14 protein-coding genes are annotated in these 15,689 nt (G+C 32.7%); all 14 read left to right on the top strand.

The genetic code is table 11. The annotated features are described in order from the left end of the window. Nucleotides 1-5: 5 nt before the first annotated feature. The 14 genes from ABW637_RS03245 to ABW637_RS03180 all read left to right on the top strand — a co-directional run bounded on the left by ABW637_RS03245 (nt 6) and on the right by ABW637_RS03180 (nt 15,687). Nucleotides 6-1,505, top strand: a complete 1,500-nt coding sequence (locus ABW637_RS03245) for a GH3 auxin-responsive promoter family protein (protein ID WP_367583197.1) — start codon at nt 6-8, stop codon at nt 1,503-1,505. Between the two features lie 55 nt (nt 1,506-1,560). Continuing rightward, the gene (locus tag ABW637_RS03240) at nt 1,561-3,258 is read left to right on the top strand and encodes a DUF6909 family protein (protein ID WP_367583196.1); all 1,698 of its coding nucleotides are present in this window, start codon (nt 1,561-1,563) and stop codon (nt 3,256-3,258) included. Nucleotides 3,259-3,262: 4 nt separating this feature from the next. Continuing rightward, nucleotides 3,263-4,267, top strand: coding sequence for a hypothetical protein (locus tag ABW637_RS03235; RefSeq protein ID WP_367583195.1), 1,005 nt, complete (start codon nt 3,263-3,265; stop codon nt 4,265-4,267). A 534-nt stretch (nt 4,268-4,801) separates the two neighbouring features. Continuing rightward, nucleotides 4,802-5,842: a hypothetical protein gene (locus ABW637_RS03230; protein ID WP_367583194.1), complete on the top strand. Its 1,041-nt coding sequence runs from the start codon at nt 4,802-4,804 to the stop codon at nt 5,840-5,842. A 320-nt stretch (nt 5,843-6,162) separates the two neighbouring features. Further along, nucleotides 6,163-7,173: a dTDP-glucose 4,6-dehydratase gene (gene rfbB / locus ABW637_RS03225; RefSeq protein ID WP_367583193.1), complete on the top strand. Its 1,011-nt coding sequence runs from the start codon at nt 6,163-6,165 to the stop codon at nt 7,171-7,173. Nucleotides 7,174-7,232: 59 nt separating this feature from the next. Next, nucleotides 7,233-8,096, top strand: a complete 864-nt coding sequence (gene rfbA, locus ABW637_RS03220) for a glucose-1-phosphate thymidylyltransferase RfbA (protein ID WP_367583192.1) — start codon at nt 7,233-7,235, stop codon at nt 8,094-8,096. Between the two features lie 2 nt (nt 8,097-8,098). Beyond that, nucleotides 8,099-8,644, top strand: coding sequence for a dTDP-4-dehydrorhamnose 3,5-epimerase (rfbC, locus tag ABW637_RS03215; RefSeq protein WP_367583191.1), 546 nt, complete (start codon nt 8,099-8,101; stop codon nt 8,642-8,644). Continuing rightward, nucleotides 8,641-9,495: a dTDP-4-dehydrorhamnose reductase gene (gene rfbD, locus ABW637_RS03210; RefSeq protein ID WP_367583190.1), complete on the top strand. Its 855-nt coding sequence runs from the start codon at nt 8,641-8,643 to the stop codon at nt 9,493-9,495. Before rfbC ends, rfbD begins: the two co-directional genes overlap by 4 nt. Nucleotides 9,496-9,530: 35 nt before the next feature. Continuing rightward, the gene (locus tag ABW637_RS03205; RefSeq protein ID WP_367583189.1) at nt 9,531-10,718 is read left to right on the top strand and encodes a UDP-N-acetylglucosamine 4,6-dehydratase; all 1,188 of its coding nucleotides are present in this window, start codon (nt 9,531-9,533) and stop codon (nt 10,716-10,718) included. Nucleotides 10,719-10,722: 4 nt separating this feature from the next. Beyond that, nucleotides 10,723-11,862 (top strand): LegC family aminotransferase, encoded by a 1,140-nt coding sequence (locus tag ABW637_RS03200; RefSeq protein ID WP_367583188.1) that lies wholly within the window; start codon nt 10,723-10,725, stop codon nt 11,860-11,862. Next, on the top strand, nt 11,859-12,500 hold the full coding sequence (locus ABW637_RS03195) for a PglD-related sugar-binding protein (protein ID WP_367583187.1): 642 nt from the start codon (nt 11,859-11,861) through the stop codon (nt 12,498-12,500). Before ABW637_RS03200 ends, ABW637_RS03195 begins: the two co-directional genes overlap by 4 nt. Continuing rightward, complete coding sequence (neuB, locus tag ABW637_RS03190) at nt 12,500-13,501, top strand: N-acetylneuraminate synthase (RefSeq protein WP_367583186.1); 1,002 nt, start codon at nt 12,500-12,502, stop codon at nt 13,499-13,501. Before ABW637_RS03195 ends, neuB begins: the two co-directional genes overlap by 1 nt. After that, nucleotides 13,498-14,610: a UDP-N-acetylglucosamine 2-epimerase gene (neuC, locus tag ABW637_RS03185; protein ID WP_367583185.1), complete on the top strand. Its 1,113-nt coding sequence runs from the start codon at nt 13,498-13,500 to the stop codon at nt 14,608-14,610. The genes neuB and neuC overlap by 4 nt, the downstream gene beginning before the upstream one ends. Before the next feature lie 36 nt (nt 14,611-14,646). Then, nucleotides 14,647-15,687 carry a nucleotidyltransferase family protein gene (locus tag ABW637_RS03180; protein ID WP_367583184.1) on the top strand — a complete coding sequence of 347 codons (1,041 nt, stop codon included), beginning with the start codon at nt 14,647-14,649 and terminating at the stop codon, nt 15,685-15,687. Nucleotides 15,688-15,689: the final 2 nt, after the last annotated feature.

Genomic DNA, 15,689 nt, shown 5'->3' with positions numbered 1-15,689 from the left:
TATCTATGTCTATAAAAGCATTCGGTGCTAAGATTTTTGCCAAACGCATTCGCAAAAGAATTAATAAATGGGCATCACATCCGGTAAAAACGCAAGAACGTGTTTTTAAAAACCTCATAGAGAGTGCCAGAGATACAGCATTCGGTATAGATCATAATTTTAAAGAGGTAAAAACCTTTTCAGATTTTGCTAAGAATGTTCCCATACGAGATTATGAAGAATTAAAACCATATGTGAACCGAGTGGTTGACGGAGAGAAAGATATATTATGGCCAGGAAAACCATTATATTTTGCCAAAACTTCAGGAACCACAAGTGGAGCAAAATATATACCACTCACCAAGGATTCTATACCCACCCATATCAGAGCCGCTCGCAATGCAATATTATGCTATATTGAAGAATCGGGAAAAACTGATTTTGTAGATGGTAGTATGATATTCCTACAAGGGAGCCCAGAACTTAGTGAGCAAAATGGTGTAAAATTGGGTAGACTATCAGGAATAGTGGCACACTACGTACCAAAGTATCTACAAAAAAACCGGATGCCAAGCTTGGAGACCAATTGTATAGAAGACTGGGAACAAAAAGTAGATGCCATTGTTGAAGAGACGGTAGATAAAAACATGACGGTGATTAGTGGTATTCCACCATGGGTACAGATGTATTTTGAAAAACTTCAGCAAAAAACAAATAAAACCATAGGAGAACTCTTCAAAGGATTTGAGTTGTTTATTTATGGAGGTGTGAACTTTGAACCCTACAAAAGTACTTTCGAAAAACTTATTGGAAGAAAAGTGGCGAGTATAGAATTATATCCTGCTTCTGAAGGTTTCTTTGCTTTTCAGGATAAACAGAATGAAAAAGGGATGTTGCTGCAATTGGATTCGGGTATGTTTTATGAATTTGTAAAGGCAGATGAGTTTTTTGAAGAAACCCCCAAGCGATTAACTATCGGCGAAGTAGAAAAAGGAGTTAATTATGTGATGTTGGTTTCTACTACCGCAGGATTGTGGGCGTATAATGTAGGCGATACCGTAATGTTTACTAGTACTTCTCCATACAGAGTTGTAGTATCAGGAAGGATAAAGCACTTTATTTCGGCTTTTGGAGAACATGTCATCGGAAAAGAAGTCGAAGTAGCACTTAAAAACGGGGCAGAAGCAAATGGAGTATTAATTAACGATTTTACAGTAGCACCACAGGTGAATCCAGATGATTCAGAATTGCCTTATCACGAGTGGTTTATAGAATTTAGTGAAACGCCCAAGGACATCGAAACACTAGCATTAGCAATAGACAATTCGCTTCGAAAACAGAATTCTTATTATGATGATTTGATAGAAGGAAAGATTCTGAGAACCCTAAAAATAAAGGCTGTTCCAAAAGATGGATTTAAGAATTATATGAAATCTATAGGTAAGTTAGGAGGGCAAAATAAACTACCAAGACTTTCTAATGACAGAAATATTGCAGATGCACTTTCTGCAATGATCAACAAATAATAGGAATTGAATTTAAATCTTCGGTTAGTATACTTATATTTGCTAGGAAAAATTTATGGCAAATCGTATACTACAAGGAAGAACAAGGGCTCAAGAGAGTTCGAGCGCAATAGAACGCATGTACATCACTATGCGTCATCTTTTCAATAGAGGTTTTTATAAACCCATGGGTGTCTCTGGCGAAACTCTTAGAGAAGCTTTGCTTACGCTACGCCCCGAAATTTATGGTTCTGTTGCAGAAGAAAAAGTAGAACTTAATGGTTTACTTTATGTTATAGATCGTTTACCTTTTGGTATAGAAGAGTGCAGATATATAAATCTCACAAGTGAAGAAGGATATAAAAACTCTCATTTTAAAGCGATAGTTCCGCCTAAGAGACGTAGAAACTGTTATCGTATCGACGAAGAACAGATGAATATAGAGATCACTCGTGGACGCTCTGAAATTTATGACATCCTTACGCACCTCACATTTCTGTTTATAGAATCGCATAAGATTATGAATCGTGTGGTGATTAATGAGCAAGGTAATGTAACTCGTGATTGGCAAAAACTTGAAAAAGCGGTGTTAACCACCAAGAAAGAGTTGACCAAGGCCGAAAGAGAAGTGGCATTAACGCATACTGCAAATATATTGGGACGCACTTTTGAAGAAGTATCTTCAATTTACAGCGATTTCTCATGCCCAGAAAATAAAGAGCGGTTTTTACACATTATTTATTGGTTAGGTAAGTTAGCGATAGACGAATCAATAGAGGACCAAAAACGTATAGTAACCTTTAGTCCCGTCTTAAGAGAAAGGTTAGGGCACCATATTCATGGTGAAATATGGGCAAACGCGATCAAGAACAGATTAGAAGAACTAAACTTGTTTGATAGGCCAATTCACATTATCAGTGCAAACATGCATAGCGTAATGAATGCTTTATATGCGCCTATTGCATTAAAAACAGAACTAAAGAATAAGGACACTTTTGATATTTATGAGTCATTAAGTGATAACAAAAATGACAAGCTAAGAGCAAGAGTTGAGAAGTTAGCGTTGCAAAAAGGAATGACATATATAGAAGATCAAAGTGGCGCAAATATTAATGTTCAACTGTTTGATACTGCTAAATATACAGAAGGGGAGTATGCTAGTTTAATTGCCGATTTAGAAGATAAGGATAAACCGGTTATCATTGTAATGGATTATGCATTTGGTGAACAAGCATATGAAACTATGGATGAACTATTGAAACCTTACTCAGTGGTTCAGGGAAGTAAAACTCATATGGATGTTAAATCAGTCTCTATTATGGGAAAAGCAGGTATTCTCGAAGGAGGAAAAGGAGATATTATGATTCCTTCTGCTCATGTTTTTGAGGGCACAGCCGATAATTACCCGTTTAAAAACCAATTAAAAAAGAGAGATCTAGAAGGCAGTGGGATCGACATCTACGATGGAGCTATGATCACCGTTTTAGGTACTTCTCTACAAAACAGAGATATTTTAAAGTTCTTTCATGATTCTACATGGAATGTGATTGGGCTAGAAATGGAAGGCGCTCATTACCAAAAAGCAATACAATCTGCATCAAAACTAAGAGGAAGTATAAGTCCTAAGGTCAAAGTACGCTATGCATACTATGCATCAGATAACCCGCTAGAGACAGGAAGCACACTGGCCTCGGGAGGATTAGGTACTACAGGAGTAAAACCTACATACCTTATTACCGAAAAAATAATCGAACAAATATTTAAAGAAAGATAATATTATGAGTAATGAAAATTACAACAATGAGATAAATCTTATGGAGATTTTTAAGATGATTAAAGAATCATTTAGAAAACTTCTTAAGCATATTATTTCTGTAATACTATTTTATAAGAAAAAGGCTGTTTTATTTATCGTTTTATTAGTTATAGGGACTGGGATCGGTTATTTCCTGGACAACTACCGGGGTTCATCTATGAGTTATGCTCAAGAAATTATTATTGAACCAAAATATAATAGTACCAAGTACATATATGATCTTATAAATGAGTTAGAGGATAATTTCGAGGATAATGCTTTACTAAATAAGATCGGAATCAGTGAAGAAAACATAAAGAATATTAAAAAAATAACCATAGAGCCTATAATAAAAGGAACCGATGTGCTTGATAATTTACAGCACCGCTATGAGGATAGGGAGTTCTTTAAGGACGTAATGAATGCATATGATGAAAACCAGGTAGAAGAAGAAAAGTTTAGAGATTTTTATAAACATCACAGACTAGTTTTCGACTATAAAAATAAAAGTGATGCAAACGATAAGATAACCGAGTCGATTTTAAAATACATTAGATCAAACATCTATTATAACGAAATAATAACGGTTACTCTAAAGCAGAAACAAGCTAACTTAGAGCAAAATAAAAAGACCTTACAGTTTATAGAGGAATATTTAACCAATCTAAGTAATAATCCACTCAAAGCCGAAAAAGGAACAATGATAATTTCTAATAATAATAAAGAAGAATTACCAACAGTTTCGGTAGCTTCTTTATTACAAAAAAAAGAACTTTTGCTGGAGTTAATTAATGAGCAAGAAAGAACTATACTTCTTGATAAAGATTTGTTTTCTTTTGTGCATTACGGAGATATTATTAAAACCAAAAAGAAAATCGTAAATCGTAAATTGTTCAGTATACCATTGCTTCTTTTTGGATTGGTTTCTTTATTTTTCTTTTTTAATTACCTACTTAAACAGATGAATGAATTTGCAAATAATGCATAAAAAGAATTTGTGATCCGAAAAAGCATCTCAAAATTGGGTGGAGAAAAATTTATGATAAAAAACCAACTTAATACATTGTAAAAGCTATCAATTACAGTAATTACAAAATTATAATTGATTTAGATCCTTGATGGGTTCAATTGTTAGAAAAAATAGTTGTCTGTGTTAAAAAATCTTAAAATCACAAAGGTCCAAAACTTCTCGAGTTTATAGAATTGTTAAGTTTTTACAAATAAACAATACATCTTCATTTTTTGAGTTTTTTTTCGTTAATTTACACCCAATTCTTTTAAAGATTAAAAGAAAATCCTAAATCATTTTTAGGAGAAATACAAATATTTGTATTTCGTAATTGACGTTTTTCCTACCCTATCGTCAAAAAAACATGTTTCATAGATTCTCGAAGAATACGATACAGTTTATAGCATTATATGCTTTCTGAATCTATTGCATTCTTGTATATCTATTTTTTTTATAAAATTCATTTTAAATCCTCGGTAACAGAGTTCTTTAAAATGAAATGAACCTACACAGATGAAAGAAAATAACCCTGAAGAAATCGACTTAGGACAGTTGTTTACATTGATTGGAGATGCTTTTAATACATTTCTTAAGCGTATAAGTATCGCCTTTAAATACATCTTGCACCTTTTTATCCTGTTTCTAAAATTTCTAAGACTTCACTTTTTAAAATTTTCAATTGCAGTACTTATAGGTTTAGCCATAGGTGGTTATTGGGACTATAAATCTCAGCCCGTATTCAGATCTTCAATGATTATAGAACCTAATTTTAACAGTGCCCAACAATTGTATAATAATATTGAGTTTTATAATCAATTAGCACAGCAGAAAGATCATGAAACCCTTGCTGATGCGCTACATATTAATGAAATAGAAGCGCTCACTATTAAAAGAATGAGCATAGAATCATTTTCAGATCAAACACAAAGAATAAAACAATTTAGTGCGTTTATAAGTGAATTGGATTCGATATCTCAAAAGCAAGTAGATTACAACGATTTTTTGCAAAATTTCAATAACATAAATGCAAAATTTCATAAAATTAAAATTGAAGCAACATCACCCGAAATTGCAAAAAAATGCCAAAAAGCTATTGTTACATCTATAGAAAATAATGAATACTTCACACTACAGAAAAAGATAAACGATCGTAATATTGCTCTTAAGGATTCGGTTATAGTAATGCAACAGGGAGAAATTAATGAATTACAAGCGTTTTATAAAAAAGTAAAAATACTCGAGGCCCAAAAACCGCAAGGGAGTACAAGTATTAATCTAGCCGACAACCAACAAGATCAAATGTCGGAGATCGAATTATTAAATCAAGCAAGCAAATTGAAAGATGAAAAAATTGAACTTAATAATGAAAAAGCGAATACAAAAAATACGATTAATATTATTTCTGAATTTCCGAATAAAGGAGTTTTAGTAGATGATTTTTTAAATAAAAAATTGGTGTTATTGCCCATTGTATTTTCTGCTATTTTATTTTTGATCTTAATACTTCTTCGATTAAATTCATATTTGAAGAATTATGAAAAGGAAAGAATATAAATAACACATTAAAATGATATGCCATCAATTTATACATTATTTGCACAGAAAAAACAATGTATAGCTTAAAAGCAAGGGATTATCTTTATCATATAATTAAACGGAGTATACAAAACACTTTGATTTTAAAAAACATAATTTAGCTTGCTAATATTACTTTTCGATTAAAGTGTATGAAGAATTATTGTCTAATACTTTAAATTAAACTAAAAAAAACAGATAATTAGCCTATTTTTGCAGGAAACACAAGTAGTTTCTGAAAACTAAACAATAAACTGTAATATTTTTCTTAGTACGTTAAAAAAGAGCCAGAAGAGAATATGAAAAACATCTTAATTACGGGTGGTGCAGGATTCATAGGGTCAAATTACATAAACTTTAAATCAAAAGATTATGATTTGAAGCTTATTAACCTTGATAAATTGACTTATGCGGCAGATCTGGATAATATTGAAGAAAACAATAACATCAATTATTTTTTTATCAAAGGAGATATCTGCGATTGGAATTTAGTTAAAAATATTTTTGCTGAACACAAAATTAATACCGTTGTTCATTTTGCTGCAGAATCTCATGTTGATAATTCTATCTCTGGTCCAAAAGAATTTGTAGACACTAATATTGTGGGGACATTTAATTTACTTCAGGCAGCTTATCAAACATGGATGGATGGTCCAAATCAAATCAAATCAGAATTTGAGTACGCTCGTTTTCTGCATATTTCTACAGATGAAGTATATGGTACTTTAGGGAAAACAGGGCTTTTTACAGAGGAAACCCCTTATGCTCCCAATAGTCCATATAGTGCTTCCAAAGCATCTTCAGATATGTTAGTTCGAAGTTATTTTCACACCTATGGATTACCAGTATTAACAACAAACTGTTCTAATAACTACGGACCAAGACAGCATGATGAAAAACTAATCCCTACGATTATTAGAAAGGCATTAAAAGAAGAAGAAATACCCATTTATGGTGATGGCAAAAACATAAGAGATTGGTTATATGTTTTAGACCATTGCAAAGGAATAGATTTGGTGCTTAAGAATGGGCGATTAGGAGAAACCTATAACATTGGGGGCAAAAATGAAAGAGAAAATATTTATATTGCTACTAAAATATGCGAAATTTTAGACGCTATTAACCCAAGAACCAACCGTAACTCATACAAAGATCTTATAACTTATGTTACCGATAGACCAGGCCATGATTTCAGGTATGCAATTGATGCTTCTAAAATCGAAAATGAGTTAGACTGGAAAGCTGAAGAAAATTTTGAAACAGGAATTGAAAAAACAATTCATTGGTATCTAAAAAAATATAACAACTAACTATTATTTTCCCGTTAAAGGAAATAAGAGGGTGTCTCTCTCAATAATTCATTTAAAGAATGAAAGGTATAATTTTAGCAGGAGGTTCTGGAACAAGATTGCATCCCCTAACATTGGCCGTTAGTAAACAGTTAATGCCGGTCTATGATAAACCAATGATCTATTATCCCCTCTCTAGTTTAATGTGGTCAGGGATAAGAGAAATTATGATAATTTCCACACCACATGATTTGCCATTGTTTGAAAAACTATTAGGTGACGGAAAGAAATTTGGTTGCAGATTTGAATACGCTGTGCAAGAAAACCCAAACGGGCTTGCAGAAGCATTTATAATAGGTGCAGATTTTATAGGTGATGATAAAGTAGCATTGATCTTAGGAGATAATATTTTTTATGGAACAGGCTTAGCAAAGCTTTTACAAGCTAATAATGATCCAGATGGAGGAATAATATATGCCTATCATGTTCATGATCCAGAACGTTATGGAGTAGTTGAATTTGACGATAAAGGAAAAGCCATATCTATTGAAGAAAAACCTCAACAGCCTAAATCAAACTATGCAGTACCCGGAATATATTTTTATGATAATAATGTGGTAGATATAGCCAAAAATATAAAGCCTAGTCATAGAGGAGAATTAGAAATTACAGATGTAAACAAGGTATATCTCGAAAAAAACAAACTAAATGTGAGTATTTTGGATAGAGGAACAGCGTGGTTAGATACAGGTACGTTTAATTCTTTAATGCAAGCATCTCAATTTGTACAAGTAATAGAAGAGCGTCAAGGACTAAAGATTGGAGCAATAGAAGAGGTAGCATTTAGAATGGGTTATATTTCTAAAGACAAATTAAAAGAATTAGCAAAACCTCTTATCAAGAGTGGATATGGTAAACACCTGATGAGCATTTTAGAGGACTAAATATGATAGCAAAAGAAACAAAGCTTAAAGGATGTTTTATTGTAGAGCCAACAATTTTTAAAGATGAAAGAGGCTACTTTTTTGAAAGCTTTAATCAAAATAAGTTTAATGAACTCATAGCTCAAGAAGTTAACTTTGTACAAGACAACCAGTCTTTTTCAACAAAAGGGGTGATAAGGGCATTGCATTACCAATTGGGAGAACATGCACAAGCTAAATTGGTAAGAGTGCTGCAAGGAAGAGTATTAGATGTTGCTGTTGATTTACGTAAAGATTCTCCTACTTATAAAGAACATATAGCTATAGAATTATCAGAAGACAATAAAAAACAACTATATATCCCTAGAGGTTTCGCACATGGTTTTGTAGTATTAAGTGATACGGCCAATTTTTTCTATAAGTGTGATAATTTTTACAATAAAGAAGCTGAAGGAGGAATAATATACAGTGATGAAGACTTAAAAATCGATTGGAAATTGAGTAATAAAGAACTCATTGTTTCAGAAAAGGATGCAATATTGCCAACGTTAAGAAATGCAAAATTATGATTTCGATACTAGTAACGGGAGCAAATGGGCAAATGGGTAAATGCCTTCAGGATGTGGCAAAAAATAATCAAAACATTGAATGGGTTTTTAAAACATCTAGAGAATTTGATATAACCAACAAGTCCAGTATTCAAAGCCTTTTTAAACAAAAAAAGTTTGACTATTTGATCAATTGTGCGGCTTATACAGCTGTAGATAAAGCAGAAACCGAAACTGAAAAAGCATTCCGAATAAATGCGGAAGCAGTAAAATATTTAGCAGAAGCATGTAAGCTAACAAACACCAAATTAATACATATTTCTACAGATTTTGTTTTCGACGGAACAAAAAACACACCATATACAGAGAAAGATGAACCTAATCCAATAAACGTGTATGGAGCGTCTAAGTTAAAGGGAGAGCAGTATGTCCAGGAGATTTTAGAACGGTTTTATATCATAAGAACTTCTTGGTTATATTCAGAGCATGGTCATAATTTTTTTAAAACAATTGTAAGAAAATCAGAAACCGAAAAAGAACTTACGATTACAACTTCTGAAACAGGAACTCCTACAAATGCTAATGATTTAGCTAAATTTATATTCGAAATAATACTTGATGATAATCATAACTACGGGGTTTATCACTATAGCAATCAAGGGGAAGCAACATGGTATGATTTTACAAAAGAGATTCTAAGATTTCTTGGAAAACTTAAAACTATAACTCTTAAAAAAACCGATAATTACCCTACTTTTGCAAAGAGGCCTAAATACAGCGTTTTAAGTAAAGAAAAAACAATCAAAATTTTTCAAACCAATATTTTAGATTGGAACTCTTCCCTATTCCTAATTGATGAACCCAAGGAATAAAAAGATTAAAAAATAAGCAAAACTTTAGAAACCAGATGAACATATTAAAGCTAATAGGAAGAAAACAGGAGTTATTTTCTACAGATATCGCAGAAAAAGAGTCTGAATTAAAAAACATAGTTTCTTCTTCATCTTTTTTAGTTATTGGTGGTTCGGGATCCATAGGCCAAGCCGTCACAAAAGAGATCTTTAAAAGAAACCCAAGAAAACTACATGTGATCGATATTAGTGAAAACAACTTGGTCGAGTTAGTAAGAGATATTAGAAGTTCTTTTGGGTATATAGATGGAGATTTTAGAACTTTTGCCTTAGACATCGGGTCCCTGGAGTATGATGCTTTTATAGAAGCAGATGGAAAATACGATTATGTTCTTAACTTATCTGCACTAAAGCATGTGAGAAGTGAAAAAGACCCTTATACTTTGATGAGGATGATCGACGTGAATATTTTCAATACCGAGAAAACATTACTTCAATCTATTAAGAAAGGGACCAAAAAATATTTTTGTGTATCTACAGATAAAGCGGCTAATCCTGTTAACATGATGGGAGCCTCAAAGCGAATCATGGAAATGTATTTGATGAGAAGAAGCAAGGATATAAAGATTTCTACCGCACGCTTCGCTAACGTAGCATTCTCAGACGGATCATTACTTCATGGATTTGATCAAAGAATAAAGAAAAAACAACCAATTGTAGCTCCTAATGATATTAAAAGATACTTTGTAATACCAAAAGAATCCGGAGAGCTTTGTTTGATGTCTTGTATTTTTGGTAATAATAGGGATATATTTTTTCCTAAACTAAGTGAGAACCTTGATCTAATTTCCTTTGCTGATATTGCAGTAAAATATCTCGAAGAACTTGGGTATGAACCCTATTTATGTAAAGATGAAGAAGAGGCCAGAAAACTTGTAGAAGTATTACCTCAACAAAAAAAGTGGCCGTGTTTGTTTGCTTCAAGCGATACCACAGGAGAAAAGGATTTTGAGGAATTTTTTACCGATAAAGAAACATTAGACATGGATAGGTTTCAAAACCTTGGAATCATAAAAAATGATCTAGATTTTGACAATGAACGATTAGATTTCTTTACAAATAAAATCCAGACTTTGAAGAATAATAAAAAGTGGGACAAGAAAGATATAGTTGATCTTTTTTTCAAAATGATACCTGATTTTGGACATAAAGAAACGGGTAAATATTTAGATAGTAAAATGTAAATATATGTATCAAGAGTTTATATCCTTTACTCAAAAAACCTTTAATACCAAAGAATTTATTCCGCTTCATGCGCCAATATTTATGGGCAATGAGAAAAAATATTTGAATGAATGTATTGATTCTACATTTGTTTCGAGTGTAGGAAAGTTTGTTGATCAATTTGAATTAGAAGTGGCCAAATTTACAGGAGCAAAACATGCTATTGCAACCTCAAATGGTACAGCTGCCCTTCATATAGCATTGTTAATGTCTGGAGTTGAACGAAATGATGAGGTAATTACCCAACCATTAACCTTTATCGCTACGGTTAATGCAATGAGTTATATAGGAGCGTGCCCGATTTTTGTAGATGTAGACAAAGAAACCCTTGGTTTATCTCCAGAAAAACTGGAACACTTCTTAGTACAGAATACAGAAATAGTAAATGGAGAATGTATAAATAAGACCACAAAGAGAAGGATAAAAGCTGTAGTTCCTATGCACACCTTCGGGTTAGCGACAAGAATTGACGAAATTATATCGGTTTGTAATAGGTATAATATAGCTGTAGTTGAAGACGCAGCCGAATCATTAGGGAGCTATTATAAAGGACAACATACAGGTACCTTTGGTTTGCTTGGAGCATTCAGTTTTAATGGAAACAAAACGATTACCACCGGGGGGGGAGGAATGTTAATCACCAATGATGATGATATTGCTAAAAAAGCTAAACATATAACCACTACAGCAAAAATACCTCATCCTTGGGATTATGAGCATGATATGATAGCTTATAATTATCGCCTACCCAATATTAATGCTGCGTTAGGGTGTGCCCAGATGGAAGAACTTCCTCTTATTTTAGAAAAGAAAAGAGAATTATCAAACCAATACGAGGCATTTTTTAGTGACAAATCATTATATTATATCGTAGAGCCAGAAAATTCTGTTTCTAACTATTGGTTAAATGCCATTCTATTAGAAAATCTAGAAGAAAGAAATAGCTTTCTTAAGGAAACTAATGATAATGGTGTGATGACAAGACCTATTTGGAAATTAATGAATAGCTTGTCAATGTTTAAAAGTGAACAAACCGGAAATCTAGAAAATGCTGAATGGTTTGAAGAACGTGTAGTAAATATACCTAGTAGCGTCATATTATGAAACCACTATACATTGTAGGAGCAGGCGGAGCCGCAAAAGAGGTTTTTTTGTTGATTAAAGAAATTAATCAAGTAAACAAAGTTTATGATTTTAAAGGTTTTATTGATGTTGAAGTTCAGAAATCTTTGAAAATAGGAAATGTAGAACATAATACCATTATAGAATCTGATTTTTTAAGGGAGACCCATGACGAAGTTTTAATTGTTTTTGGTTTAGGAGATGCAAGCAGAATAAAAAAAATAGTTGAGTTATATCAACGAAATCCGAATTTTGAATTCCCAAACCTAATTCATCCCAATGTAATATTAGACGAAAGTATATCTTTGGGAATTGGCAATATAATAACCACTAAATGTGTTTTTACGGTAGACATTTCACTTGCATCTTTTAACTATATTAATAGAGGAGTGCATATAGGGCATGATACTAAAATAGGTTCATATAATGTTGTAAACCCGTGTGCAGTAATTTCTGGGGGAGTAGTAATTAATAACGAAAATTTGATAGGTACCAATGCAACTATTTTACAATACCTAAGCATTGGGTCTAAAAATAAAATAGGTGCTGGTGCTGTGGTTACCAAAGATGTAATCGATAACAGTTGTATGATTGGAGTACCAGCAAAGGAAAAAAGATAATGAGAAAAACACTAATCATAGCTGAAGCCGGGGTAAACCATAATGGTAATATTGATTTGGCGAAGCAATTAATAGATGCAGCAGCGGCGGCAGGCGTAGATTATGTTAAATTTCAGACGTTTAACTCTAAAAAACTAGTGAGTAAAAATGCCGAAAAAGCTTCATATCAAAAAGAAAATACTGGCAACACTTCAGAATCACAGCTTGCAATGCTCAAAAAGCTTGAACTTAGTCAAGAAATGCACCATGAGTTGATAGCATATTGTAAGTCTAAAAACATCAAATTTTTATCAACTGGCTTTGATTTAGAAAGTATTGATTTTTTAAATGAATTAAATATAGATTTATTTAAAATACCATCAGGAGAAATCACTAATTTACCCTACTTAAGAAAAATAGGTGGTCTTGGTAAACCGATCATAATTTCTACAGGTATGGCCGACACAAATGAAATCGAGGAGGCCATTAATGTTTTGGTACAAGAGGGAGCAGATATGGCAAGTATTACTGTATTACATTGTAATACTGAATACCCTACACCAATGGGAGACGTTAACCTTAAAGCTATGAATACTATAGCAGAGACCTTTAATGTACCGATTGGTTATTCTGATCACACATTGGGAATTGAAATACCTATAGCAGCGGTTGCACTTGGTGCTACTGTTATTGAAAAACACTTCACTTTAGATAAAACAATGGAAGGCCCGGATCATAAAGCTTCTTTAGAGCCAGCTGAGTTAAAAGCAATGGTAACAGGTATTAGAAATATCGAAGAAGCATTAGGTCACGGCAGAAAAGAACCAAGTAGTAGTGAGAAAAAAAATAAAGAGGTAGCCAGAAAAAGTATCGTTGCAAAAACATCAATAAAACAAGGTGATGTTTTTAATACTGAAAATATAACTGTTAAACGACCAGGCACAGGAATTTCTCCTATGCTTTGGGACACCATTATTGGTAAACGCGCGACAAAGAATTACGAAGAAGATGATCTAATATGAGAATAGCCATATTAACCAGCTCAAGAGCTGATTACGGGATTTATTTACCTCTTTTAGATACAATAAAAGAGGATCCCTTTTTTGAATTAGAAATTATAGCATTTGGAACTCATTTATCCAAGTTTCATGGCCATACTATTGATAATATTGTAAAAGATAAGTATAGAAAAATCCATAAAATAAGTTCATTACTTACTAATGATGATGAGTTGGCTATTGCAACGTCATATGGCTTAACAGTTTTGAAGTTTTCAGATTTTTGGGATAAAAACAAGTATGATTTGGTCATGTGCCTGGGAGATCGTTTTGAAATGAGTGCTGCTGTTCAGGCCGGAATTCCTTTTGGTGTAAAATTTGCCCATATTCATGGTGGCGAAACAACATTGGGTGCAATAGACAATACATATAGACATCAAATTACATTAGCTTCTTCTCTTCATTTTGTTGCTACAGAAGAGTACAAGGATAAAATTACCCAGTTAACCGGATCAAATCAAGATATTTATGTCACAGGTGCGCTAAGTTTAGATGAGGTCATGAATTATAAACCCATAGAAAGAGAAACTTTTTATAAAAAATTCGACCTAAAACAAGAGCCTTATGCATTAGTTACGTTTCACCCAGAAACAGTTTCTGTATCTAAGAATAGCGATTATGCAGCCGAAATGAAAGAAGCATTGGAGGAAGCATTAAAATTAGTAAACCTTGTAATTACTATGCCTAATGCCGATACGCAGGGCACAATGTATCGAGAACGCATATATGAACTGAAGGATAAATACCCGGAAAGAGTAGTATTAATTGAAAACTTTGGAAAAATTAATTACTTTTCTGCTATGTGGTATGCAGAATTGTTATTGGGAAATACTTCCAGTGGTATTATAGAGGCAGCTTCTTTTAAAAAATATGTTATCAATGTAGGAGATCGACAAAAAGGGCGTTCGCAAAGCAAGAATGTATTAAATGTTACATTTGATTCAAAAGACATAGTACACCAAATACGACAATGCCTCAAAAACGGCAAGTATTTGGGAGATAATAGATACTATAAAGGAGGAGCTTCTGAAAGTATTATTAGTAGAATTAAAGAATTGAATCAGAATACATAAAATAGCCAAAAACACACTATAAAATATAAAAAATAAATGCCAAAAAGTAACTACATTATCTCTAATACACTGACAATTAAAGAGACTCTTAAAAAGTTGAATGAGTCTGAAGGTAGAACACTTTTTGTGTTAGATCAGAATAAAAAATTGATAGGAAGCGTGTCTGATGGAGATGTACGAAGAGCTTTATTGCGAGGAATAAACATAGAAGATACTGTTGTAGAGGTTGCCAATAAAAATGTTAGATTTATTAAGCAAAATGAAATTGATAAGGACAAAATAAACTCGCTCAAAGAAGAACTGATCTCATTAATTCCTATTGTAAATACCGAAGGCAAAGTAATTTCTATCGTAGATCTATCTAAGAAGAGAACCTTACTTCCAATTGATGCAGTAATTATGGCTGGAGGAAAAGGAACCAGACTTAAGCCCTTGACGTTAAAAACTCCAAAACCACTCTTAAAAGTTGGAGACAAACCCATTATAGAATACAATATTGATAGATTATCTGTTTTTGGAATCAACCATCTTAATATTTCAATAAATTATCTAGGAGAACAATTGGTGAATTATTTTGGAGATGGGAAAAACAAAGAGATTTCGATCAAATATATCGAAGAGGAAAAACCATTAGGAACAATAGGCTCTTTAAAACTAATTGATACTTTTCATAATGATTATATCCTTGTCATGAACTCGGATCTTTTGACGAATATTGATTTTGAAGACATGTATAACGAATTCATGAATAAAGAGGGCGATATGATTGTGGCTACAGTTCCGTATAAGATAAACATTCCTTATGGAGTTGTGGAGACAAAAGATAATTACGTGGTTGACCTTAAAGAAAAACCAACGTATACCTATTATTCGAATGCCGGAATTTACATATTTAAAAAAGAATGCCTTACTCATGTTCCAGAAGGAGAGTTTTTTAATGCCACAGATTTAATAGATAAATTATTAGAGACCAACCAAAAGGTGATTAATTACCCAATATTAGGATATTGGCTGGATATTGGTAAGCACGAAGATTTTGAAAAAGCACAAAATGATATTAAACATATTAAATTTTAATT

Source organism: Aquimarina penaris (assembly GCF_040786285.1).
Classification (GTDB): Bacteria; Bacteroidota; Bacteroidia; order Flavobacteriales; family Flavobacteriaceae; genus Aquimarina.
The sequence above is the reverse complement of the archived record's forward strand: the minus strand, read 5'-3'. Positions and strand labels throughout refer to the sequence as shown.

Excerpts from the sequence above, each read along its gene's own strand:
- neuB (WP_367583186.1), top strand. The coding sequence starts at position 12,500 with ATGAGAAAAACACTAATCATAGCTGAAGCCGGGGTAAACCATAATGGT.
- rfbD (WP_367583190.1), top strand. The coding sequence starts at position 8,641 with ATGATTTCGATACTAGTAACGGGAGCAAATGGGCAAATGGGTAAATGC.
- ABW637_RS03245 (WP_367583197.1), top strand. The coding sequence starts at position 6 with ATGTCTATAAAAGCATTCGGTGCTAAGATTTTTGCCAAACGCATTCGC.
- ABW637_RS03205 (WP_367583189.1), top strand. The coding sequence starts at position 9,531 with ATGAACATATTAAAGCTAATAGGAAGAAAACAGGAGTTATTTTCTACA.
- ABW637_RS03200 (WP_367583188.1), top strand. The coding sequence starts at position 10,723 with ATGTATCAAGAGTTTATATCCTTTACTCAAAAAACCTTTAATACCAAA.
- ABW637_RS03180 (WP_367583184.1), top strand. The coding sequence starts at position 14,647 with ATGCCAAAAAGTAACTACATTATCTCTAATACACTGACAATTAAAGAG.
- rfbA (WP_367583192.1), top strand. The coding sequence starts at position 7,233 with ATGAAAGGTATAATTTTAGCAGGAGGTTCTGGAACAAGATTGCATCCC.
- neuC (WP_367583185.1), top strand. The coding sequence starts at position 13,498 with ATGAGAATAGCCATATTAACCAGCTCAAGAGCTGATTACGGGATTTAT.
- rfbB (WP_367583193.1), top strand. The coding sequence starts at position 6,163 with ATGAAAAACATCTTAATTACGGGTGGTGCAGGATTCATAGGGTCAAAT.
- ABW637_RS03230 (WP_367583194.1), top strand. The coding sequence starts at position 4,802 with ATGAAAGAAAATAACCCTGAAGAAATCGACTTAGGACAGTTGTTTACA.
- ABW637_RS03240 (WP_367583196.1), top strand. The coding sequence starts at position 1,561 with ATGGCAAATCGTATACTACAAGGAAGAACAAGGGCTCAAGAGAGTTCG.
- ABW637_RS03235 (WP_367583195.1), top strand. The coding sequence starts at position 3,263 with ATGAGTAATGAAAATTACAACAATGAGATAAATCTTATGGAGATTTTT.
- ABW637_RS03195 (WP_367583187.1), top strand. The coding sequence starts at position 11,859 with ATGAAACCACTATACATTGTAGGAGCAGGCGGAGCCGCAAAAGAGGTT.
- rfbC (WP_367583191.1), top strand. The coding sequence starts at position 8,099 with ATGATAGCAAAAGAAACAAAGCTTAAAGGATGTTTTATTGTAGAGCCA.